Consider the following 21,491-nt stretch of genomic DNA (forward strand, 5'->3'; position numbering starts at 1 on the left):
TCCATGCAGCAGGCCGCGCGTGTTTCGCAGCGGACCGCCTTTTTCCATTTGGGAATCCTGGTAGAGGAAGGGCCGACGGAGGACATCTTTACCAATCCGCAGGACAAGCGTACGCAGATTACATCACAGGCCGCTTCGGCTGATGCACTAGACCAGAATTTGCGGAGACTTACGGTATGACCGATCATACAGTTACGGCCTACGACGAAGAGCTGACAACGCTCAAGAGCCGAATCGCGGAAATGGGCGGCTTGGCTGAAACCATCGTCAACAACTCGGTGACGGCGCTTGTGACCCAGGATCTGGGCCTCGCCCAGTCGATGATTGAACACGACGCGCGGCTCGACGAGCTGCAGCAGGACGTCGAGGTCAAGATCGTCGAGATCATTGCCCGGCGCCAGCCGATGGGCAGCGACCTGCGCGAAATCATGGCAGCCGGCCGCATCGCCAACGACCTGGAACGGGTCGGCGACCTGGCCAAGAACGTGGCGAAGCGCGTGATTGCCATCGACAACGATCTGCAATCCAAGAAGCTTTCCATCGGCGTGGAACACATCGCCGAACTTGCCCTGGCGCAATTGAAGGAAGTGCTGGACGCCTACACGAAACGCGATGCCGCGACCGCCAGCCATGTGCGCGAGCGGGATTCGGAGGTCGACGCGATCTACACCTCGCTGTTCCGCGAGCTTCTGACCTACATGATGGAAGATCCGCGTAACATCACCCAATGCGCTCATCTGCTCTTCTGCGCGAAGAACATCGAGCGGATCGGCGACCACGCCACGAATATCGCGGAAAACGTCTATTGGATGACGACCGGTCAACGGCTTGCGGACGAACGTCCCAAGGTCGACGAGACCGGCGTTACCGACAAGGAAAACGCCTGACGGGGCATACCCGTCCGGCGGGATGACTCGGAGCATATGTAAATGCCGAAGGTACTCATCGTAGAAGACGAGGAACCGCTCAGCCTGCTGCTGAGATACAATCTGGAAGCCGAAGGATATTCAGTCGAAACCTGCGAACGTGGAGACGAAGCGGAGATCCGGCTCAGGGAGAGCCAGCCGGACCTCCTTCTGCTCGACTGGATGCTGCCGGGCCTGTCCGGTATCGAACTGTGCCGCCGCATTCGGGCGCGTGAAGACACCGAACGGTTGCCCGTGATCATGCTGACGGCGCGCGGCGAGGAAGCAGAGCGTATCCGTGGACTGTCGACCGGCGCGGACGATTACGTGGTCAAGCCGTTTTCGGTTCCCGAACTGATGGCACGAGTGCGGGCGATCCTGCGCCGGGCGAGCCCGGAAGTGGTCTCCTCGATGCTGCGTTCCGGCGATATCGAACTCGACCGCGAAACCCACCGGGTTCGCCGCAACACCAAGGAAATCCATCTGGGGCCGACCGAATTCCGGCTCCTGGAATTCCTGATGACCTCGCCCGGTCGTGTCTTCTCCCGCGAGCAGCTTCTCGACGGGGTGTGGGGACATGATGTCTATGTGGACGAGCGCACGGTCGACGTTCACGTCGGCCGTCTGCGCAAGGCGCTGAACCGCGGTAAAGCGAAGGATCCGATCCGCACGGTGCGCGGGGCAGGGTATGCGTTCAACGATCAGTTCGCCATCGCCTGATAAACTCTGGGCCTGAGCGATCGCCCGAAACGAATATGAAAAAACCCGCCGAATTGGCGGGTTTTTTATTACGTTGCACTGAAGGTGCGAAGCCCGTCGTGCCTTTACGAAGCGCGCGCCGCAGAGTTTGCTGTGTTCGCCACCCGGCGGTCCCGGCGGCGGTCGCTGACCGGCTGATAGGCGATCTTGCAGTGATGGGCGCAGTAAGGCACGCCCGGGTCGGAATGGCGTCCCGCAGAAATAGAAGTCCTCTCTGCTCGGATCACCGATGGGGCCATTTGCAGGTCCGTTCCGTCAGCGTCAGGATCGTCGCCCGCTCGGAAATAGGCACCAGCTCTGCGATCGGTTCGGCTTGCGGTTCGATCTCGGGGGCGGGCGCCGGGGGCCATCTTCAGAGCCGTCGCGCCGCGCGACTGGGGTTGCGGCGTGCTTTGGCGGCCTGCCGAAGAGGCCGGAGAGGATGGCGACGATGGCCGGTTGCGGCGCGGCTTGCTCGCCGGCGACGGCGTCTTTGCCCGTCCGGAAAGGCCTAGGCGGTGAACCTTGCCGATGACCGCATTGCGCGTGACGCCGCCGAGTTCTCCGGCGATCTGGCTTGCGCTCAGGCCATCGCTCCAGAGTTTCTTTAAAAGCTCAACGCGTTCCGTCGTCCAACTCATTTGCCGCACCCCTTGGTCCGTAGCGCATGCCTGAAGGCATTAACCCGGTGTTAAGGCGCGTGTGTACGCGCCAGTCATGGCATATATAGTGCCGTGATTTGATTTAATGCACGAGATATCGTGGCTGATGGGGTGGAGATTACAATAGGGAGAAAAGCGCAGGCAAGTTGCCCGCCTCAATGAGATGGGGAAGAACCGACTTTTCCCCATAAATGGCGCAAATCCCGCTGCCCGCCGGAAGTGGCTGATTTGCGCCATTTGCATTGACAGAAAGCACGGGAAGCAGTGTATAAGGAGACCTGAATTGCGCGTGCCGCCTCTTTGGGGCGGCACGTTGCGTTTTGGCCCGTAAAGGACCTGAAAACGAGACGGTGGAACCGGCCTCGAGAGGAGTTGAATCAATGTCGGCGACTGCGCTGTTTGCGAACTACGCAAGATCGAGCCTGGAGTTCGATCACGGGGAAGGTGTCTGGCTCGTGACGAACGACGGCCGACGTTTTCTCGATTGCGGTTCCGGCATCGCGGTGAACTCCGTCGGCCATTGTCATCCGCACCTGGTTCAGACCCTGAAAAGCCAGGCCGAAAAGCTCTGGCACGTGTCGAACTTGCACAAGGTGCCGGATCAGGAGCGGCTCGGCCGCCGCCTGTCCGAGGCGACCTTCGCGGACAAGGTCATGTTCTGCAATTCCGGCGCGGAAGCCATGGAAGCTGCCATCAAGACGGCGCGGCGCTATCATTATGATCGGGGCCAACCGGAACGCTTCCATATTGTCACCTTCGAAGGTGCATTTCACGGGCGGACCATCGCCACGATCGCGGCCGGCGGTCAGGCCAAGTACCTGGAAGGCTTCGGCCCCAAGGCGCCCGGTTTCGACCAGGTTCCGCCCTGCGACATGGATGCCCTGAAGAAGGTCATCGGCCCGCAGACGGCGGCGATCGCCATCGAGCCGATCCAGGGCGAAGGCGGCGTCCGCGAAATCCCGGTCGATTTCCTGCGCCAGCTGCGCAAGCTGTGCGATGACGAAGGCATTCTGCTGATTTTCGACGAGATCCAGACCGGCGTCGGCCGGACCGGCAAGCTCTTTGCCCATGAATGGGCCGGGATCACGCCGGATATCATGGCGATCGCCAAAGGCATCGGCGGCGGCTTCCCCATGGGCGCCTGCCTTGCAACGGAAGAGGCAGCCGCGCCGATGGTGCCGGGCACCCACGGCACCACCTTCGGCGGTAATCCGCTGGCATCGGCGGTGGGCAATGCGGTCCTCGACGTGGTTCTCGAAGACGGTTTCCTCGAAGCCGTTCAATCCAAGGGCTTGTCCTTCAAGCAGAAACTCGCCGGACTGGTCGACAGCCATCCGAAGGTCTTTGCCGAGGTGCGCGGTAGCGGGCTGATGCTTGGTCTCAAATGCGTGGTCCCCGTCGGAGACTTCGTCGGCGCGGCCCGCGAAGCCGATGTGCTTGTCGTGCCCGCCGGTGACAACGTGGCGCGTGTCATGCCGCCGTTGACCATCTCCGAGGACGAAATCGGCGAAGCGGTTGCGCGCTTTGAAGCCGCGGCAATCGCGATCGAGCAGACACTGACAGCAAAAGGAGCGGCAGAGTGACCAGCAACGGTATGTCGCGGCATTTTCTCGACCTGACCCAGTTCGAAGGCGACGAGCTTCGCCATATCCTGGATGCCTGCAAGCGCATCAAGAAGACCCGCAACGGTGTGCGCCGCGGCGAGGGGATCCTCGCCGGCAAGGTGCTGGCGATGATTTTCGAACAGCCTTCGACCCGGACACGCATCTCCTTTGATGTGGGCATGCGCGAACTCGGCGGCGAGACGCTGATGCTGACCGGCGCCGAAATGCAGTTGGGCCGGGGCGAGACCATCGCCGATACCGCACGCGTCCTGTCCCGCTTCGTCGATGCGATCATGATCCGGATCCTGGATCACGACCAGCTCAACGAACTGGCCGAAAACGCCACCGTTCCGGTCATCAACGGTCTGACCAAGGAGTCCCATCCCTGCCAGATCATGGCCGACCTGCTCACCTTCGAGGAGCACCGCGGCGCAATCTCCGGGAAGAGCGTCGCCTGGACCGGGGACAGCAACAACGTGCTGGCCTCCTGGGTCCATGCCGCTCCGCGTTTCGATTTCGAACTGCGCATCGCGACCCCGAAGGAACTTGCTCCGCCAATGGACCTGATCGAAAAGGCCCGCGCGGACGGGGGCTCGATTATTGTCACCGACGACCCATATGAAGCGGTAAAGGATACCGATTGCGTGGTGACCGACTGCTGGGTTTCCATGGGAGACGATGACGAAGAAAACCGTCACAATCTCCTCAGTGCCTATCAGGTCAACAAGCGCCTGATGCAGGAAGCCAGGTCGAACGCGCTTTTCATGCATTGCCTTCCTGCCCACCGGGGTGAAGAGGTGACGTCTGAGAGTGATGGACGGGCCGAATTCCGTGGTCTTCGACGAGGCGGAAAACCGCCTGCACGCGCAAAAGGGTATCCTTGCCTGGTGTTTTGACGCGGTTTGAAGGACGTAAGCTTTTGGCGTTCAATATTGAGGATTATGGCGTAAGCCCCGCAGGGCAGGACGCGGTGCGTCCGTTTGCGGTGGAAGGGACTGGACGTGCGCGGCCGGGCGGTTTCGCTCGGCCCCGTGGTGGAAAAGATCCTGGAGCGGCACAATTATCCGGAGCCGGTCTCAAGGGTGCTGGCGGAAGCAATCGTTCTGACCTGCCTGCTCGGTACGTCGCTCAAGTTCGACGGTCGTTTTACCCTGCAGACCCAGACCGACGGGCCGGTGTCCATGCTGGTCGTGGATTTCACCTCGCCCGACGCGGTGCGCGCCTGCGCAACCTTCGACGCGGAAAAACTGGCGCAGGTCATGGAAAACGGACCGCCGTCGGCCGAACAACTGCTCGGCCGCGGCCACCTTGCCATGACCATCGATCAGGGCCGGCACATGCAGCGCTATCAGGGCCTGGTTGAACTCGACGGCATTTCCCTTGAAGAGGTGGCGCGGCGCTATTTCGCCCGCTCCGAACAGATCCCGACCGAGGTCCGTCTCGCTGTCGGTGAACTCTTCACCCGCAACAAGGGCGAAGGCCCGTCGCACAGCTGGATTGCCGGCGGCGTCATTGCCCAGTTCCTCCCCGAGGCACCGGAAACGCATGCGCCAGGCGGACTTCGCGCCGGGCGACGCCCCGGAAGGCGCAGCTGTTCATGACGTCGACGAGGACGATTCCTGGGTGGAGGCGAAGGCCCTTGTGGAAACGGTCAAGGACGTGGAACTGACCGATCCGGAAGTGACCGTCGAACGGCTCCTGTTTCGCCTGTTCCACGAACGCGGCATCCGTCTGTTCGAGCCGCAGCCGATCGTCGACCGCTGCCGCTGCTCGCGCGAAAAGGTCGCCGGCATACTGAAAAGCTTCAGCGCCGAGGAAATGGCGGACATGAAAGAGCACGGCAAGGTGGTCGTCACCTGCGAATTCTGCAGCACCCGCTACGAATTCGATCCTGAAGAGGCCGTCGGCTAACCGATCTTCTCCGCAAAACCGGCAACGGCTTTTGCAGCCTCGGCGATGTTGCCATCGAGCGTTGCCGGGGACTTTCCGCGCGGGCCGAAGTCGTGATTGCCGTCTTCCAGGTAGATGAGCGACACTGCCTCCGGCAGGGAAATCTCGTCGAGCTCAGCGCGCGATCCGAACGGGTCGCGGTCGCCCTGGCAGATCAGAACGGGCCTCTTGGCCTCCTGAAGGGGCTCCAGGCGCCAGTCCGCATCCGCTTTGCCGGTCGGATGGAACGGATAGCCGAAACAGCACACGCCTTTGACCCGGCCGGGGAGCGAGGCGCCGCCCGCCAGCATGGCGGCCACACGCCCACCCATAGACTTGCCGCCGATCAGGATCGGGCCTTCGCAATCTGCCATTAATGCCTGCAGGGTGGTCTGAAACTCGCCGATGAGCTTGTCCGCTTTGGGTGGCGGACGTTTGGCGCCGCCGGTCCGGCGTCCGGCCATATAGGCAAACTCGAACCGGGCAACGGCGACCCCTTCGGCCGCAAGGGCTGAGGCCAGCTTGTTCATGAACGGCGAATCCATCGCAGCCCCTGCACCGTGGGCGAGGAGAAGGGTGGCAACAGGCGAGGTATTCGGGCGGGTCCAGAGAAGATCGGGCATGGAAGGTGCGGGTCCGTTGGAACGAGCTGAACTCGAAGGATGGGGGCGATAGAGGCTTTTGGGCCTTGCTCATGTGCCCGTCAACCGGATTGCCGACAAATTCGGTCTAATGGGCGCCGCATCGTCTGTCAGTTCGGTGCAACAGGCGGGTGAGTAAGGATCGTCCTCTCTTCTGCGACTGATTTTCGCTTTGGGCAAAGTTCATCGCTTGAGCCGGAAGAAAACCTGCGACAAAGGCCGTCGTTGCACGGGCTGCGTTGCCAATGTTTTCGTCTAGCGACGCACTGGTATCCTTGGCGGGGCTGAAATCGTGCGTTCCACCTTCGAGATAGACAAGCGTAACCTGTTCGGGAAGAGACAGGGCCTCCAGTTCCGCGCGCCGCCCCATGGGATCGTTCTCGCCCTGGCAGATCAGGATCGGGCGGCCGGATTTCCTGAGAGGGCCTACGTGCCACTTTGAATCGGGTTCATTGGCCTGATGGAACGGATAGCCGAAACAGCACAAGCCGGCCACGCGGTCCGGCAGGAAGCCTCCGGCTGCGAGTTTGGCGGCGACGCGGGCGCCCATGGACTTGCCGCCGATAAGGACCGGGCCTTCGCACGCGCCCATAAAAACCCTCAAGACGGTGCGGTATTCGCCGATCAGTTCTATGTCCAGAGGCCTCGGTGGCAGGGCAGTTCCCTGCCGTCGGCAGGCCATATAAGAGAACTCGAACCGGGCAACGGCAAAGCTCTGGTAGGCCAGGGCCACGGCAAGTTTCTCCATGAACGGACAGTCCATGGGAGCTCCCGAGCCATGGGCGAGCAGGATCGTGGCAACCGGCGAGGTTTCCGGGCGTGTCCAGAGAAAGTCGAGCATAGAAATAGGGATCCGATAGGGAAAGCTGGAGTCAGAAAAAACTGATCGGGAAATAGCGCAGGTAAAGTTCTCGGTAGGCGCCGGTCTGTTGCAGCCGGCGCAAGGCGTAGTTGACCGCCTCGCGCATGGACGCGTCGTCCTTGCGCATGGCGATCGACAGGCCCTCGTCGAAATACCCCGGCTCCAGCCATGGCCCGCCGGCAAACCGGCAGCAGCCGGCCGCGGCCGTGCTGTTGAGCCAGAAGGCGAGGGGAAGACCGTCGCCGAAATGCGCGTCCACAGTGCCATTGATCAGGGCCGTCCGGGCCGCTTCCACCGTTTCGAAAGGTTCCAGGAGGGCGTCCGGCCAGAAACGGGCGGCAAAGGCTTCATGCCGGGAGCCCGCTTCGACGGAAATCCTGGCGCCGGCGATGGTATCCGCGCCGAACGTCTTTTCCTGTCCGGCGCGGACAACGAAACGGGCCGGAAGTTTCAGATAGTCATCGCTGAACGAAAGCCGTTCCACCAGGTCTTCGGTCCGGGCCAGACCGGAAATGATGGCGTCGCCTTCGCCTTCCTCCAGGGCCGGCAAAAGGCCACTGAAGTCCTTGATGCGCAGCGAGCAGGACGTGTCGAGTTCCAGGCAGATGGCGCGCGGCAAGGTCGACGTTGAAACCCGTCAGACGATCCTCTGCGTCGCGGTACACGAATGGGGGATAGCCGTCGGTTGCCAGAAACTGGGATCTTGCCGGGAATGTCGGCCGGGCGATCCTGCACGGCCTTGGGGTCCCAGAAATTGGGGATCACGACCGTGTCCTGCGCGTTCGCCCTTGTGAGGGCAGCGCAAAGTGCCAGGAAAACAAGGAGTGAGTTTCGTAAATGAGTGACCATCGCCCGGCGCTTGTGCCTCGACCTTACCGACTGAAAGGATGCCCGTGAGTCTTTCCGTTCTTTATAGCGCTTTTGCGGATACGTGCAGGGGCTTTCGTCAGGGGCGGGGGATTTGAAGCAATTTTCCTGCTCGTCCATCGCCGCACAAAGCCGCTATGCGCGTCATTAATACGACGTTCATCAGCTATGCAAAAACAGGGCGGAGTTTCTTGAAACGCGGCATTGAATTCTTAACTTCGCTCTAGTAGGGGTCGCATAAATCGGCAACGCATCACCCCGGCGAGGTTCGGGCGTTTCAGGAGGTCGGCATGACCCGTGATGAACTTATTCGCGAATACAAACAGCACAGCGGAACCTGGCCGGCGCTGGTCGGCGTCTACGGCGTGATCGTGGGCACGATGCTGCTGTCCGGCTATCTGATGGTCGGCTGACCCGGCAACAGGCCGCACAACTCCCTGAAATCGGTTTGAGCCCCCGGTCTCCTTCGGACCGGGAGCCTTGTTTTTGGCCGGTTGTCCGGCGTCGTAGACGGCTCGTCTCAGACCTTGGCCGCTTCGCCGATGTCGTCGACGCCGCGTTCTTCCAGAAGCGTCGTGAGCCAGTTCGGATCCATTTCCGGAACCGAGGACAGAAGCAGATCCGTGTAGGGATGGTGCGGGGGCGTGAACATTTCGTCCTTGGGCCCCTGTTCCACGACCTTGCCCTTCTGCATCACCACAACCTCATCCGCGATGGAACGGACCGTCGCCAGGTCGTGGGTGATGAACATGTAGGCGAGGTTGAACTCCTGCTGCAGCCGGTCGAGCAGCTTCAGAATGCCCTCCGCCACGAGCTGGTCCAGGGCGCTGGTGACCTCGTCGCAGATGATGAACGACGGATTGGCGGCAAGCGCCCGGGCGATCCCCACCCGCTGCTTCTGGCCACCGGAGAGTTCCGGCGGATAGCGACTGTAGAATTTTGACGGCTCGAGTTCGATCAGATCGAGCAACTCATCGACCCGGCTCTTGAGCTTGGCGCCCTTGAGGCCGCCGTAGAACTGCGCCGGCCGGCCGATGATCTCGCTGATCCGGATCTTGGGATTGAGAGCGGTGTCGGCCATCTGGTAGATCATCTGGACCTGACGGAGCTGATCCTTGGTCCGGTCCTGGTACCGCGGCGGCAGGGGCTCGCCGTTGAACAGGATCTGCCCCTTGGTCGGCGGCAGCAGGCCGGTGATACAGCGCGCGGTGGTCGACTTGCCGGAGCCGGATTCGCCCACGACGGCCACAGTCATGCCGGGATAGATGTCGAAGGAAACGTCCTCCAGCACTTTGGTCGGGCCATAGGCGGCGTCGATATCCTGGACCGAGACGATCGGTTGGGCATCGGGCTCGGTCGGTCGACGTTTCTGTGGCCGTTTGAAGCTGCGCACCGCCCACAGGCTCTTGGTGTAGTCTTCCTTCGGGTTGTCGAGCATCTCCTCGGTGGGCGCTTCCTCGACCTCTTCGCCCTTCAGCAGCACCTTGATGGTGTCCGCCATCTGGGCCACGACCGCGAGATCATGGGTGATGTAAATCGCGGCGGTGTTGAACTGGTCGACGATGTCCCGGATGGCCGCCAGCACCTCGATCTGGGTGGTCACGTCGAGGGCCGTTGTCGGCTCGTCGAAGATGATCAGATCCGGACGGCAGGCCATCGCCATGGCGGTCATGGCGCGCTGCAGCTGCCCGCCGGACACCTGGTGCGGATAGCGGAAACCGATTTCCTCCGGGTTCGGAAGACGCAGGCGCTCGTAGAGCTGCATGGCGTCTTCCTGCGCTTCCATCCGCTTCTGAATTCGGTACTGGACCGGCGCTTCGGTGTGCTGATCGATGATGCGATGGGCCGGATTGAAGGAAGCGGCGGCGGACTGGGCCACATAGGCGATCCGCGAGCCGCGCAGGGCGCGCAGGTCGCTTTCCGGCGTCGTCGTCAGCTCCATGGCGTCGAATTCGATCGAGCCGCCGGAAATCCGGCAGCCGTCCCGGGCAAAGCCCATGGCAGCCAGGCCGATCGTGGATTTGCCGGCGCCGGATTCGCCGATCAGGCCGAGCACCTCACCCTTGTGCAGTGTGAGATCGACCCCGTGGACGATTTCGATCCATTCTTCGTCCGAATAGCCTTCGATACGAAGATCGGTGATCTTGAGCAGAACGTCTTTCTTCGACTTCATGGTCAAACCTCCTTCAGGCCGGAGGACCGGAACAGCATCCAGTCGACGACGAAATTGACGGCAACCGTCAAAAGGGCGATGGCGGCGGCCGGGATCAGCGGCGTCATTTCACCGAAGGAAATCAGCGTCGCGTTTTCGCGAACCATCGAGCCCCAGTCGGCTGTCGGAGGCTGGATGCCGAGACCCAGGAAGGACAGGCCGGCGATCAGCAGGAACACGAAGCAAAATTCCAGGCCGAATTCGGCAATCAGCGGTGCTGTGGAATTCGGCAGGATTTCCCTGCGGATCAGGTACCAGGTGCCTTCGCCCCTCAGTTTGGCCGCCTCGATATAGTCCATCACCACCACATTGCCGGCAACGGCCCGTGTGAGCCGGAAGACGCGCGGCGAATAGATGACCGCGACCACGATGACGATGACGGCCAGATTGGTGCCGAAGATACTCAGCATCAAGAGCGCGAAGATCAGGGACGGCACGGACATGATGACATCGGCCGCCCGGCCGAGGATCTGGTCGAACCAGCCGCCCTTGGTGGCCGCATAAAGACCGGCCATCGCGCCCATGACAAAGGCAAGCGTCGTTGCCAGCAGGGCAAGCCCGACGGAGTTACGCGCGCCGTAGATAATGCGGCTGAACATGTCCCGGCCGAGCTGATCGGCCCCCAGCAGCATGGTCTGGTCGGGCGGAGCGAAGGCCGATGCAATCACCTCGGCTTCGCCGTGCGGAGCGATGACCGGGGCAAAGATGCCGGCAATGGCATAGGTGAAGATCACGAACATGCCGAACGCGGCGGTCAGCGGCGCCGTCCTCAGTTCCTTTGCCATCCACTCCGGACTGATCAGGATCAGGAATTCTCGGAAGGCGAAAGACGTGCCGGCCGCAAGGGCGAGCATGCCGGCGGCGGTTGTCACGAAGCGAAGGGCCGGGACCCCGCCGATAATTCCCATGATGAATGACGCCAGCGTCAGCGAGAAGATCAGCAGGAAGACTTCACGTTTCTTGAAATAGGCTGCCAGACAGGAGGCTCCGATCAGCAGCGCATAGTATCCGATTACAAATGTGTTCATATCGCTGCCCTCACTTCGGATGCCGCAACCGCGGATTTGTCAAAATGGCTCCGACATCGGCCGCCAGATTGAGCAGGATGAAGGTTGCGGCGAAGATCAGGCAGCAGGCCTGAACGATCGGGAAGTCGCGTTTTGCGACGGCGTCCACCAGAAGCTGGCCGATGCCGGGGTAAACGAAAACCACTTCCACCAGCACAACGCCGGTAATGAGATAGGCCAGGTTCAGCGCCACCACATTGATGATCGGCGCCCAGGCATTGGGAAGGGCGTGCTTGACGATCACCCGCCACGGCGGCACCCCTTTGAGCCGGGCCATCTCGATATAGGGCGAGGCCAGAAGGTTGATGATCGCAGCCCGTGTCATGCGCATCATATGTGCGGTCACGACGAGCACGAGCGTGAGTGCGGGCAGGAACGTTCGATGCAACAGGTCGGCAAAGCTCATGTCCCCGCTCAGGCTCGCAATCGCGGGAAAATAGTTGGATTTCACGGCGAAATAGAGAATGAGGATATAGCCGAGAAAGAACTCGGGAGAGGAAATCGACGTCAGGGTCAGGACGTTGGCAACCCGGTCGAACAGGGTGTTCCGCAACAGCGCGACGATGATCCCGAGAATGATCGAGACGGGAACCGCTATCACGGCCGCGTAGGTCGCGAGAAACAGCGTGTTCACGAACCGGCCGGTGATTGCCGTGCTGACCCGCTCTCCGGAGACGAGCGAGACACCGAAATCACCGGTCAGGGCACCGCCCAGCCAGTCCAGGTAGCGGATGGGGGCCGGTAGATTGAGCCCCATTTGTTCGCGCAGGGCGGCAACCGTTTCCGGCGTTGCGCTCTGACCGAGCACCGCCTGTGCGATATCTCCCGGCAGCAACTCGACCGCAAAGAAGATCAGGATTGAAACAACGAATAGCGTGAGCAGGCCCAGGCCGAGTCGTTTGAGAACGAGCCTCAGGATGTCGCCCATATGTCCCTCCAGATGTTTGCGCCGGACGCCTGATCGCGCCGCCGCAGTGCTGGAGAGTGCCGGGTGATGTCACCGAAACATGCCTCAACCCCTCCAGCCAGCCCCTACCGGCAGCCCATTCTGATGCGGGTCTGCCGTCATATGCGTCCGGCGCGGCCGGACAGGGAATGCCGACCGCGCCAGTGTTTTTTTAGGTCAGGCGTCTTCGAACCACCAGCGGCTTCCGGCGCGCGCGCCGTCACAGGCCCAGCTTGCCGCGACCGTATCGCCATGCATGACGTTGGAACGGCGTGCGTAGACGAAGTTGTTGAAGAACGGGATGATCGTGCCGCCGTCATCATGCATGAGCAGGCACATTTCCCGATACATGGTCATGCGCTTGTCGTCGTCGAGTTCCGACTTGGCTTCCAGGAGGAGCTTGTTGAACTTCTCGTTGCGCCAATGGCTCTCGTTCCAGGCGGCGTCGTCCTTGTAGGCGAGCGTGAACATCACGTCCGGGGTCGGGCGCGAACCCCAGGACACCGCGGTGAACGGCTTCTTCAGCCAGACATCTGAGTAATAGCCGTCGTTCGGCTCGCGCACGACCTTGATATCGATGCCTGCCTTCTTGGCCTGCTCTGCATAGAGCACACACATGTCGACGGCGCCCGAGAAAATGCTGTCCGCGGTCGAAAGTGAGATGGACAGATTGTCGTGCCCCGCCTTCTTCAACAGCGACTTGGCCTTTTCGGGGTCGTATTCGTGCTGCGGGATGTCATCCGGCCAGTATGGCTGCACCGGCGAAAGATGGAAGTCGTTGCCGATCGTGGCCGCGCCGAAGGCGATCTTGTCGACGATTTCCTGGCGGTCCATCGCGAGTTTCAGGGCCATACGCACGTTCACGTCGTCAAAGGGTGCCGTGTCACAGAACATCGGCATGGTGATCGCGGCGCCGGACGGAATATTGTCCACCTTGATGTTCGGATTGCGCTGAAGCAGGGCCAGGGTCTTCAGCTCGACCAGCGAAACGCAATCCACATCGCCCGTGACCAACGCCGTCTGGCGGGCGTTCGGGTCGTTGAGGATGATCATCTCGAGCTTGTCGAAATAGGCGCCCTCGCCATGCCAGCCGTCATTGCGGCTCAACGACCAGCTCACGCCGAACTCGCCGCTGTCGATCTTGTACGGACCGCAGCCGTCGCCGGACTGCCAGTCGATCGTGCCGTCGTCATTGGCCGGGCAGATCGCCAGGTGATAATCGGTCATCAGCCAGGGTAGATCCGCAATGCCGCGGCCGAGCTTGAAGACGACCGTGTGATCGCCATCGGCCACCACGTCGGTCACGTCGGTCAGGAGGGCCTTGGCCGCGGACGTCGTCTTTTCGCCGCGGTGATGGTTGATCGAGGCGACAACATCCTTTGCCGTCACCTTGTTGCCACTGAGGCCGAAGTGGGCGTTTTCGTTGAGTTTGAACGTCCACTGCGTGGCATCCGGCGTGGCTTCCCAACCGGTCGCGAGATCCGGACCAAGCGAATTGTCCGGATTGATCATGGTCAGATAGCTCCGGTACTGGTGCGCCAGGAAGATCATCTGCCGCGTCACATAGGTGCCCGGATCATGGGTGTCCGACGTGTTGCCGTCGTGAATGCCCCAGCGGAACGTGCCGCCTTTTTTCGGCGCCGCTTTGGCCTGGCTGGACCACAGTCCCGTTGCCGTGGAAGCCGTGATGCCGGCCAGCACGGAGTAGCGGATAAACTCGCGTTTCGTGATGCCGCCGGTACGGGCCGCATCGGCAAGACGGGTCAATTGCCCGACGTCTTTGGAGTTCGTCATCCTGTCTCCCCTTTCGGATTGTCCTGGGTCGTTCTGGAATTGGGTGTCTTAAGGTAGCATCCGACGTTTTTTGAATATCGAAATGCTTATTTCCGACATGTTCCTAGCAAAACACGAACTTTCTCGTCCGGCCACCCCTATGGAAAAATTCATTTTTTAAATTTTCACAAGACGAGAAGTTTCGTTTGAATTGTGCGGGGCAGCATTATTATGGGAGTACGATGAAATCAACCCTGTCGATCGAAGAGCAGGCGTAAGTGGGAATTTAAATACTTATATATTCTAATTTATGATTATGGATATAGATCGAAGTATTTTATTTTTACGCGATTTGGCCTATCCTCTCGCTGTTTATCCGTAGTTCTCAGCAAGAATTAAGTGGTTCTCCGGAAGTCAAAAAGCACGAGATCCGGAGATGAGCATGTGTTTCGCAATACATTTAAGCAGCGACGGATGAGCCGGCGAGAGCCAAGAGACCACCGGAATGTTCGAAGCTTGAGGAAAGGCTCATCGGGACCGGCAAACGACAAACCGATCGCTTCCCCGAGAATTCGGTAAAGCGGCTATCACCAGGGAAATGAAATGCCCGACCTGAGACATAGGTGACAAAACGTTCCGGACACATAGGTAACACTTTTCGCTTTAGCGGGAGGTGTCGATGCCGTGGAAAGAGGTGTCCGTCATGGAGGAACGTCTTCGCTTCGTCGCCCGTCTTTTGGATGGGGAAGGCATGAGTTCGGTGTGCCGGGAGTTCGGCATCTCGCGCAAGACAGGCTACAAGATCTGGGATCGCTACCGGCAGGACGGCCTGGAAGCCCTGTGTGATCGGTCCCGTCGCCCTGTGCGCTATGCCAACCAGCTGCCGGACCAGGTCGAGCGCCTGATTGTTTCGGCGAAGAAGGACAAGCCGCACTGGGGTGCACGCAAGATCCGGGAGATCCTGGTCAGGAAGCTTTCCGGCGATGTGCGTATTCCGGCCCAAAGCACGGTGCATGCGGTGCTCGACCGTCACGGCCTTGTCAAGCGCGCCCGCAAGCGGCAGCGCGCCTATAAGGCCGAAGGCACGGCCCTGTCGGCAGGCGTTCGTCCCAACGATCTGTGGTGCACGGACTTCAAGGGCGAGTTCAAACTGGGCAACCGGCAATACTGTTACCCCCTGACGGTCAGCGATCATGCCTCGCGCTATCTGTTGATGTGCGAAGCCTTTGACAGCACGAAGGAAAGACCGGTCATCGAGGCCTTCGTGCGCCTGTTCAAGGAGCGCGGCCTGCCAGGGGCGATCCGCACCGACAACGGACTGCCATTTGCCTCACCCAACGGGCTCTACAATCTCTCGAAGCTGTCCGTGTGGTGGCTGCGTCTGGGCATCGGTGTCGAACGCATCAAACCCGGACATCCCCAGCAGAACGGTCGGCATGAACGCATGCATCTGACGCTGAAGAAGGAGGCAACCCGCCCGCCGGGCATGAACAGCCTTCAGCAGCAGGCCAAGTTCGATGCTTTTCTCAAGGAGTTCAATCAGGAACGGCCACATGAGGCGCTGTCCATGCAAATGCCCGATGAAGTCTACAAACCCTCACCCAGACCGTACCGGGGCCTGCCGGAGCTGGACTATCCCTTCCACGACCGGGATGCGCTTGTGACAGCCTGCGGGCGGATCTGCATGTATCGAAAGAAGATCAACGTCTCCACCGTGCTGGCCGGTCAGAAACTCGGGATCAAGGAGGTGGACGAGGGAATTTGGCTGATCAGCTTCATGAGCTATGATCTGGGATACATCGACCTGGAGCAGAGAACACTACAGACAATCGACAACCCGTTCGGCACGAGGTTGTAACCCATGTCTCCGGTACAAACTGTTACCTATGTCTCCGGGTCGGACAAAAAGGAGGTTGGAGCGGGTGAAGGGAATCGAACCCTCGTCTTAAGCTTGGGAAGCTTCTGCTCTACCATTGAGCTACACCCGCGCGAGAAGCGCTTTTCTGCGCTTCGCACCGCTTTCTGTCAAGACGGATTTGCCAACCGGTGAGGCGAGGGCTTTCTAACCTGAACGCCGGTTCCAAAACGGCGGGGGATTTTTCGGCTCCGGACGAAATGGTCCGGATGTGTCATCCGCTGTGCGGTCCCTTTAAACAGAAGCACACCCCCCAGCCAGGGCTGGAGGGTGCTTCCGGTCTGATGTCGAGCCCGGAGGGAGGCAGGTCTGACGTCAGACCAATCCGGGGTCAGCCCTTGTAGTAGGGTGAATAGCACTGCTGGCGCGGACCTTTGTACGGCTGGTAGGTGTTGTTGTACGGGTCGTAGCTCTTCCAGTGATTCTGGCACCAGCTGACGTGCTGCTGCGAGTATCGGCCGTCACGGTAGGGCTGCTGGTAACCATTATTGTAGCCGTTGTTGTAGCTTCCATTGCCGTAGATGTTGCTGCCATAGCCGCCGGCCGAAGCCGCGGTCGTGCCGAGAGCGGCGGCAGAGGTTCCCAGAATTGCGATCGTCATTGCCGAGATGATGGATTTCCGAAACATTGTGATCTTCCTTTCGCTTTGAACTTTGGCGGAAGCTCCGTCCGCCGATGTCCAAAACCTAGGCGTGATCGGTCCGCGGTACCTGTGACGCGCGACACTCTCCAAACATCAGGTTGATTTAACGAAACGATTTCAATGATTTATCAGTCTGAAATCGGTTCCGAAGCGGAGACTTAGCTGCTAAAACTCGCCGGAAAAGGGCAAAAGCGGCGCGGTCCCGTATGCGCCCGCTGTCCAGCGCCTTGAAAATGACGGGCCGACCCCGCACCTTTTCTGTCATGATTGTCTCGTTATCGTTCAACCGCTGTGCTTTTATGTCTGTCTGTCGTGCCGATACAAAGATGAGGGTGTGTGGTCATTGCCGGATCTGGCAGTTTGAAGGGTTATTGCCAACAAGCTTTTCAAGGAACTGATATCAATGCGAATTCTTACTCTCTTTTTGGCCGTGACGTGTTTCCTCGCCATTGCCCCTTCGGCGGGCATGGCGCAGCAGGTCAACGGCTGCGTCCGCAGCGAACTGACCGATCCCGCGCGTGTCGTCTATACGTGCCAGGGCGGGCTGGTTCTTGAGGCCGAGGCAGCCGCGTCATTTGTGATCGCCGACACCGGAGCCCCGGGCAGGCCGGTCGCGGCCGACCTGTCGGGCAAAGGCGTTCTGGTCGAGGTCGAGCCCGGCAGCGGGCCGTTTCAGATCCTGACGCCACAGGCGATCGCCGCCGTACGCGGAACGGTCTATGCCGTCGATGTGGAAGATGGTGTGACCTCTGTGTTCGTGGTGCGCGGCGAAGTCGGCGTGTCCCGTCCCGATGGATCGGAAGCGGTTGCGCTTGGCGCAGGAGAAGGCGTGACCGTAACGACCGGCGAGCCGCTGGTCGTGAAGAGTTGGCCCCAGGAAAAAGTCGATAGGCTGCTCGCCCGCTTCGCTCGATGAAATCAAGCTTGCCCTACTGGTTCGTCGCGCTCGCCGTGATCCTTGGTGCTGCCTGGGCCGGCTGGCTCGGGCAACGACACCTGGAAGGATTTGCGGGCCCGATAGACCGGGCGGAAACCGTGCTCCTGGACATGCGCATTCTGGCGGTCGGCCCGCGTCCGGCCCCGCCGGAGGTGGTCATCGTCGGGATCGATGACGAGACCATTGCACAGGCAGGGCGCTACCCGATCGGACGCGACCGTCTGGCGGCGCTCGTTGAAAAAATACACGATGCCGGCGCCAAGGCGCTTGGTATCGACATGCTGCTGGTCGGAAACACGGATGATGCGGCCGATGCGAAACTGACCTCCGCCCTTGCCAGCCTGCCGAGCGTCATCGCCGAGGCGGGCGTCTTTAAGGACAAAAATCGACCCGTTTCCGTAATCCCCGCGCCGGATGGTGTCCTTCATCCGCTGCCGGAGTTCGCGACGGCAGCGTCCGTTGGGCTCGTCAATGTCGCGGCCGACGCAGGCGGCACGCCGCGTCACATTCCGCTCATGTTTCTGACGCCAGAGGGACCGGAGCCGTCCCTCAGCCTGCGCGCGCTGGGCCTTTATCTGGGAGATATGCCCGCATTGACCGCCGGCGGGATCCGACTTCCGGGCGGAGTTCAGCCACTCGATCTCGGCTGGCATTTGCCTCTGAACTACTACGGCCCGATGGGAACAGTCCGGACCATCAGCGCGCAGGGCCTTTTTGACGGAACACCGGAAGCGGCAGCCGCCGTCAAGGACCGCCTCGTTCTGTTGGGGGCGACAGCGACCGGCGTCGGTGACCGGTTCAGTACGCCCTTCGACCAGATCCTGCCGGGGGTCGAAGTGCTTGCGACCGGGGTATCCAATCTGATGGACGGATCGGCGCTGATCCGGGATGGATTTGTCCGCAAGGTCGATGTGGCGGCAGCACTCCTGATCACAGTGGCGGGTATGGCAGCTGTGGCCTTTCTTCCGCTCGCGGTCGCCTCCGTTCTTTTCGTCCTGATTCTGTGCGGTTGGCTGGCGGCGGCGACGCTTCTGCTTGGGGGCGGCTACTGGTTCAGTGCGGCATTGCCGCTTGCGGCAAGTGTGCCGCCGGTCATCGGCCTTGCCATTCTCCGTCAGGTTTTCGACCGCTACCAGATGCGGCGGCTCGAAACCGCACAGGACGCCCTCAGCCGGTTTCAGGCGCCCGAACTGGCGCGGCGCATTGCGGAGGACCCGCTATTTCTCCTGGAGCCGAAAGAGCAGATGGCCGCCGTGCTTTTCGTGGATCTGGCCGGCTATACCGGCCTGAGCGAACGCCTGGGGCCAGCCAGAACACGGGAGTTCCTGAAAGTCTTCCATACGATCGTGGTCAATGAAACCGAACGGCACCACGGCCTTGCCATGTCGTTCATGGGCGATGGCGCCATGATCTGCTTTGGTGTCCCTGATCCGGGGCCGAAGGACGCGGTCAATGCATGGCGATGCGCCTTCGATCTGGTCCACGAGGTCGGCAAATGGATGGCTGGTACAGGTTTGAGGCCAGGGACAGGTGCCCTGCGCGCCGGTGTGCATTTCGGCCCTGTTGTGCTGTCCCGCCTGGGGCACGAACACCAGCAGCAGATCACCGTGACCGGCGATTGCGTCAACGTGGCGAGCCGCTTGATGGAGGTGGCAAAGGAGCACGACTCCCTGGTGGCCATGTCCTCGGAGCTGATGGAGGCGGCCGCTCACGAGCAGATGCGGATCTGCATGCCCCGCGTACGGAAACCGTCGCCATCCGTGGCCGTCAGCAGGCGATGCTCGTGGGACTGTGGACGGCACTGGAAGCGGATGCGGAAGAGCCCGCTATTCCGGGAAAATGACCGGATTGGAGCAGGCGGGGGAAATGCCCCTGCGTCTTGAGTCTCGAAAGCCCTACCAGCGGATCCCGAGACGCAACGCGTCGTAGATCGCCGCATGGATGTTGCGCGCCGAGACCGCGTCGCCGATGCGGTACAGGATGAATTTGCCGTCGTCCGAGGCGTTTGGAAACACCTCTCCGCCCATGACTAGCTTGTCGTAATCGACTGCGCCGAGATTGGACGACAGCGGCTTCAGGTCGAGGTAAAGCTCGTCATGGGCCAGGTGCCGTGTTCCACGACCACCTGATCCACCTGGCGCTCCTCGGACCAGCCGTCGGCATAGTCGGATCCGAGCGTGGCGACGAGGCCGTTGCCTTCGCGCCGGACGGCCGTCAGACGGGTGTTGATCGTGATCCGGACGCCTTTTTCCTGGAAGGCCTTCATGTAGGGCACATGGTTCAGCCCGCCGATTTCCGGGGGCGAACAGGCGTTCGGGGGTGATGAGTTCCAAAGTGGATCCCGCGTTGGCGATCATTTCCGTGGCGGTCATGCCCTGATGCCCGCCTGAATCGTCAAAGACGAGCACGTTTCCGGCCGGTTTTATCGTGCCGCCGATGATGTCCCAGGAGGAAACGACCAGATCGTCTCCGGCCTCCAGCGGCGGGTTTTGCGGGATGCCGCCGGTGGCGACGATAACCACATCCGGTTCGAGAGCCAGAACATCTGAACTCTCCGCATAGGTGTCGTAGCGGATCTCCACGCCGAGCCGCTCCAGTTCCTCCAGCCGCCAGTCGACGATGCCGATCATTTCCTTCCGGCGCGGGTTCTGGGCGAGAAGATTGATCTGTCCGCCGGCGCGGCCGGAGGCTTCCAGCACCGTGACTGCGTGGCCCCGTTCGGCGGCAACGCGCGCGGCTTCCAGCCCGGACGGGCCCGCGCCGACGATGACGACGCGCTTGCCCGGTGCTTCGCTTTTCGAGATCACGTGCGGGATTGCCGCCTCGCGTCCCGTCGCCGCGTTGTGGATGCAAAGCGCCCCGCCGCCTTCGTAGATCCGGTCGAGGCAATAGGTGGCGCCGACACAGGGGCGGATGCGGGCTTCCTCGCCGCGCGTGATCTTGGCGACGATATGCGGGTCGGCGATATGGGCGCGGGTCATGCCGACCATGTCGAGCTTGCCTTCGGCAACCGCATGCCGCGCTGTCGCGACATCGGCGATCCGGGCGGCATGGAACACCGGGAATTTCGTTGCCGCGCGCACCTCTCCGGCAAAATCGAGATGCGGCGCAGACCGCATTCCCTGAAGCGGGATCACCTTCGACAGCGCCGCGTCGCTGTCGATATGCCCGCGAATGAGGTTGATGAAGTCGAAGTTGCCGCTATTAGCGATGCGTCGGGCGATCTCCATGCCCTCGTCGCGGGAAAGGCCCTTGTCCCAATCCTCGTCGGCGACCATGCGGATGCCGACGATGAAATCCGGGCCGACCTCCTTGCGGATCGCCTTGATCACCCGCCAGGTGAACCTCATCCGGTTGTCCAGCGAACCGCCGTAGTCGTCGTCACGGAAGTTGGTCGCCGGCGACCAGAAACTGTCCAGGAGATGGCCGTAGGCTTCGATCTCGAAGCCGTCGAGGCCGGCGGCCTTCATCCGTCCGGCAGCTGCGGCATAGTCGCCGATGATCCGTTCAATGTCCCAGTCTTCCGCCATCTTCGGAAACGAGCGGTGTGCGGCTTCCCTGACAAGCGACGGCGCGAGCACGGGGAGCCAGTCCGACGTGTTCCAGCCGGTCCTGCGGCCCAGATGGGTGAGCTGGATCATCACCTTGCAATCGTATTCGTGGCAGTGATCGGTGAGGTCCTTCAGCCACGGAACGATTGCATCGTCATAGGCATGCAGGTTGCCAAAGGCGGCCGGACTGTCGCGCGAGACCAGCGCCGATCCGGCGGTCATGGTCATGGCGATGCCAC

At 61.2% G+C, this 21,491-nt stretch carries 15 protein-coding genes, 1 tRNA gene and 5 pseudogenes; 10 read left to right on the top strand and 11 right to left on the bottom strand.

What is annotated here, in order from left to right; genetic code table 11:
• From ABIN98_RS23345 to phoB, 3 genes and pseudogenes are all read left to right on the top strand, one after another.
• A pseudogene (locus tag ABIN98_RS23345) lies at positions 1-143 on the top strand (phosphate ABC transporter ATP-binding protein); the annotation flags it as partial.
• A gap of 33 nt (positions 144-176) precedes the next feature.
• The gene (gene phoU, locus ABIN98_RS23350; RefSeq protein WP_346913663.1) at positions 177-887 is read left to right on the top strand and encodes a phosphate signaling complex protein PhoU; all 711 of its coding nucleotides are present in this window, start codon (positions 177-179) and stop codon (positions 885-887) included.
• A gap of 42 nt (positions 888-929) precedes the next feature.
• Complete coding sequence (gene phoB, locus ABIN98_RS23355) at positions 930-1,625, top strand: phosphate regulon transcriptional regulator PhoB (protein ID WP_190292438.1); 696 nt, start codon at positions 930-932, stop codon at positions 1,623-1,625.
• 104 nt (positions 1,626-1,729) lie between these two features.
• Here phoB and ABIN98_RS23360 read toward each other — a convergent pair.
• Positions 1,730-2,284, bottom strand: a pseudogene (locus ABIN98_RS23360) (GcrA family cell cycle regulator).
• A gap of 401 nt (positions 2,285-2,685) precedes the next feature.
• On the opposite strand from ABIN98_RS23360, the gene ABIN98_RS23365 reads away from it, so the two are divergent.
• The 3 genes and pseudogenes from ABIN98_RS23365 (at position 2,686) to ABIN98_RS23375 (ending at position 5,820) form a co-directional block, all read left to right on the top strand.
• A complete protein-coding gene (locus ABIN98_RS23365) occupies positions 2,686-3,888 on the top strand; it encodes an aspartate aminotransferase family protein (RefSeq protein ID WP_346913666.1) in 1,203 nt (400 codons plus the stop codon).
• An 11-nt stretch (positions 3,889-3,899) separates the two neighbouring features.
• Positions 3,900-4,815, top strand: a pseudogene (gene argF / locus ABIN98_RS23370) (ornithine carbamoyltransferase).
• Positions 4,816-4,940: 125 nt separating this feature from the next.
• A pseudogene (locus tag ABIN98_RS23375) lies at positions 4,941-5,820 on the top strand (Hsp33 family molecular chaperone).
• On the opposite strand, the gene ABIN98_RS23380 reads toward ABIN98_RS23375, so the two are convergent.
• The 3 genes from ABIN98_RS23380 to ABIN98_RS23390 form a co-directional block, all read right to left on the bottom strand.
• On the bottom strand, positions 5,817-6,461 hold the full coding sequence (locus ABIN98_RS23380; RefSeq protein ID WP_346913668.1) for an alpha/beta family hydrolase: 645 nt from the start codon (positions 6,459-6,461) through the stop codon (positions 5,817-5,819). The pseudogene ABIN98_RS23375 and the gene ABIN98_RS23380 sit on opposite strands and share 4 nt — an antisense overlap.
• Before the next feature lie 106 nt (positions 6,462-6,567).
• Positions 6,568-7,320 (bottom strand): alpha/beta family hydrolase, encoded by a 753-nt coding sequence (locus ABIN98_RS23385; protein WP_346913670.1) that lies wholly within the window; start codon positions 7,318-7,320, stop codon positions 6,568-6,570.
• Between the two features lie 31 nt (positions 7,321-7,351).
• Positions 7,352-7,960, bottom strand: coding sequence for a transporter substrate-binding domain-containing protein (locus ABIN98_RS23390; protein ID WP_346913672.1), 609 nt, complete (start codon positions 7,958-7,960; stop codon positions 7,352-7,354).
• Positions 7,961-8,498: 538 nt separating this feature from the next.
• On the opposite strand from ABIN98_RS23390, the gene ABIN98_RS23395 reads away from it, so the two are divergent.
• The gene (locus ABIN98_RS23395) at positions 8,499-8,621 is read left to right on the top strand and encodes a hypothetical protein (protein WP_346913674.1); all 123 of its coding nucleotides are present in this window, start codon (positions 8,499-8,501) and stop codon (positions 8,619-8,621) included.
• 107 nt (positions 8,622-8,728) lie between these two features.
• Here the strand turns inward: ABIN98_RS23395 and ABIN98_RS23400 are convergent, their stop codons facing one another.
• From ABIN98_RS23400 to ABIN98_RS23415, 4 genes are all read right to left on the bottom strand, one after another.
• Entirely contained in the window at positions 8,729-10,381 is a 1,653-nt protein-coding gene (locus tag ABIN98_RS23400; RefSeq protein ID WP_346913676.1) for an ABC transporter ATP-binding protein, read from the bottom strand.
• A 2-nt stretch (positions 10,382-10,383) separates the two neighbouring features.
• Positions 10,384-11,448, bottom strand: a complete 1,065-nt coding sequence (locus tag ABIN98_RS23405; protein ID WP_346913678.1) for an ABC transporter permease — start codon at positions 11,446-11,448, stop codon at positions 10,384-10,386.
• Between the two features lie 10 nt (positions 11,449-11,458).
• Positions 11,459-12,415, bottom strand: a complete 957-nt coding sequence (locus ABIN98_RS23410) for an ABC transporter permease (RefSeq protein WP_346913680.1) — start codon at positions 12,413-12,415, stop codon at positions 11,459-11,461.
• Between the two features lie 195 nt (positions 12,416-12,610).
• Positions 12,611-14,227 carry an ABC transporter substrate-binding protein gene (locus ABIN98_RS23415; protein WP_346913682.1) on the bottom strand — a complete coding sequence of 539 codons (1,617 nt, stop codon included), beginning with the start codon at positions 14,225-14,227 and terminating at the stop codon, positions 12,611-12,613.
• A 658-nt stretch (positions 14,228-14,885) separates the two neighbouring features.
• Between ABIN98_RS23415 and ABIN98_RS23420 the strand changes: the two genes are divergently transcribed.
• Complete coding sequence (locus ABIN98_RS23420) at positions 14,886-16,064, top strand: IS481 family transposase (RefSeq protein WP_346913684.1); 1,179 nt, start codon at positions 14,886-14,888, stop codon at positions 16,062-16,064.
• 56 nt (positions 16,065-16,120) lie between these two features.
• On the opposite strand, the gene ABIN98_RS23425 is transcribed toward ABIN98_RS23420, so the two are convergent.
• Both ABIN98_RS23425 and ABIN98_RS23430 read right to left on the bottom strand, forming a co-directional pair.
• Positions 16,121-16,194, bottom strand: a tRNA-Gly gene (locus ABIN98_RS23425).
• 258 nt (positions 16,195-16,452) lie between these two features.
• Positions 16,453-16,749, bottom strand: a complete 297-nt coding sequence (locus ABIN98_RS23430; RefSeq protein WP_346913686.1) for a BA14K family protein — start codon at positions 16,747-16,749, stop codon at positions 16,453-16,455.
• 418 nt (positions 16,750-17,167) lie between these two features.
• Between ABIN98_RS23430 and ABIN98_RS23435 the strand changes: the two genes are divergently transcribed.
• Together ABIN98_RS23435 and ABIN98_RS23440 are read left to right on the top strand one after the other, a co-directional pair.
• Positions 17,168-17,680: a FecR domain-containing protein gene (locus tag ABIN98_RS23435; RefSeq protein ID WP_346913688.1), complete on the top strand. Its 513-nt coding sequence runs from the start codon at positions 17,168-17,170 to the stop codon at positions 17,678-17,680.
• An 8-nt stretch (positions 17,681-17,688) separates the two neighbouring features.
• Positions 17,689-19,584, top strand: coding sequence for an adenylate/guanylate cyclase domain-containing protein (locus ABIN98_RS23440; protein ID WP_346913690.1), 1,896 nt, complete (start codon positions 17,689-17,691; stop codon positions 19,582-19,584).
• 12 nt (positions 19,585-19,596) lie between these two features.
• Here ABIN98_RS23440 and ABIN98_RS23445 read toward each other — a convergent pair.
• Positions 19,597-21,491: pseudogene (locus tag ABIN98_RS23445) on the bottom strand (FAD-dependent oxidoreductase); the annotation flags it as partial.

The sequence above is a fragment of the uncultured Roseibium sp. genome (assembly GCF_963675095.2).
Taxonomy (GTDB): Bacteria; Pseudomonadota; Alphaproteobacteria; order Rhizobiales; family Stappiaceae; genus Roseibium.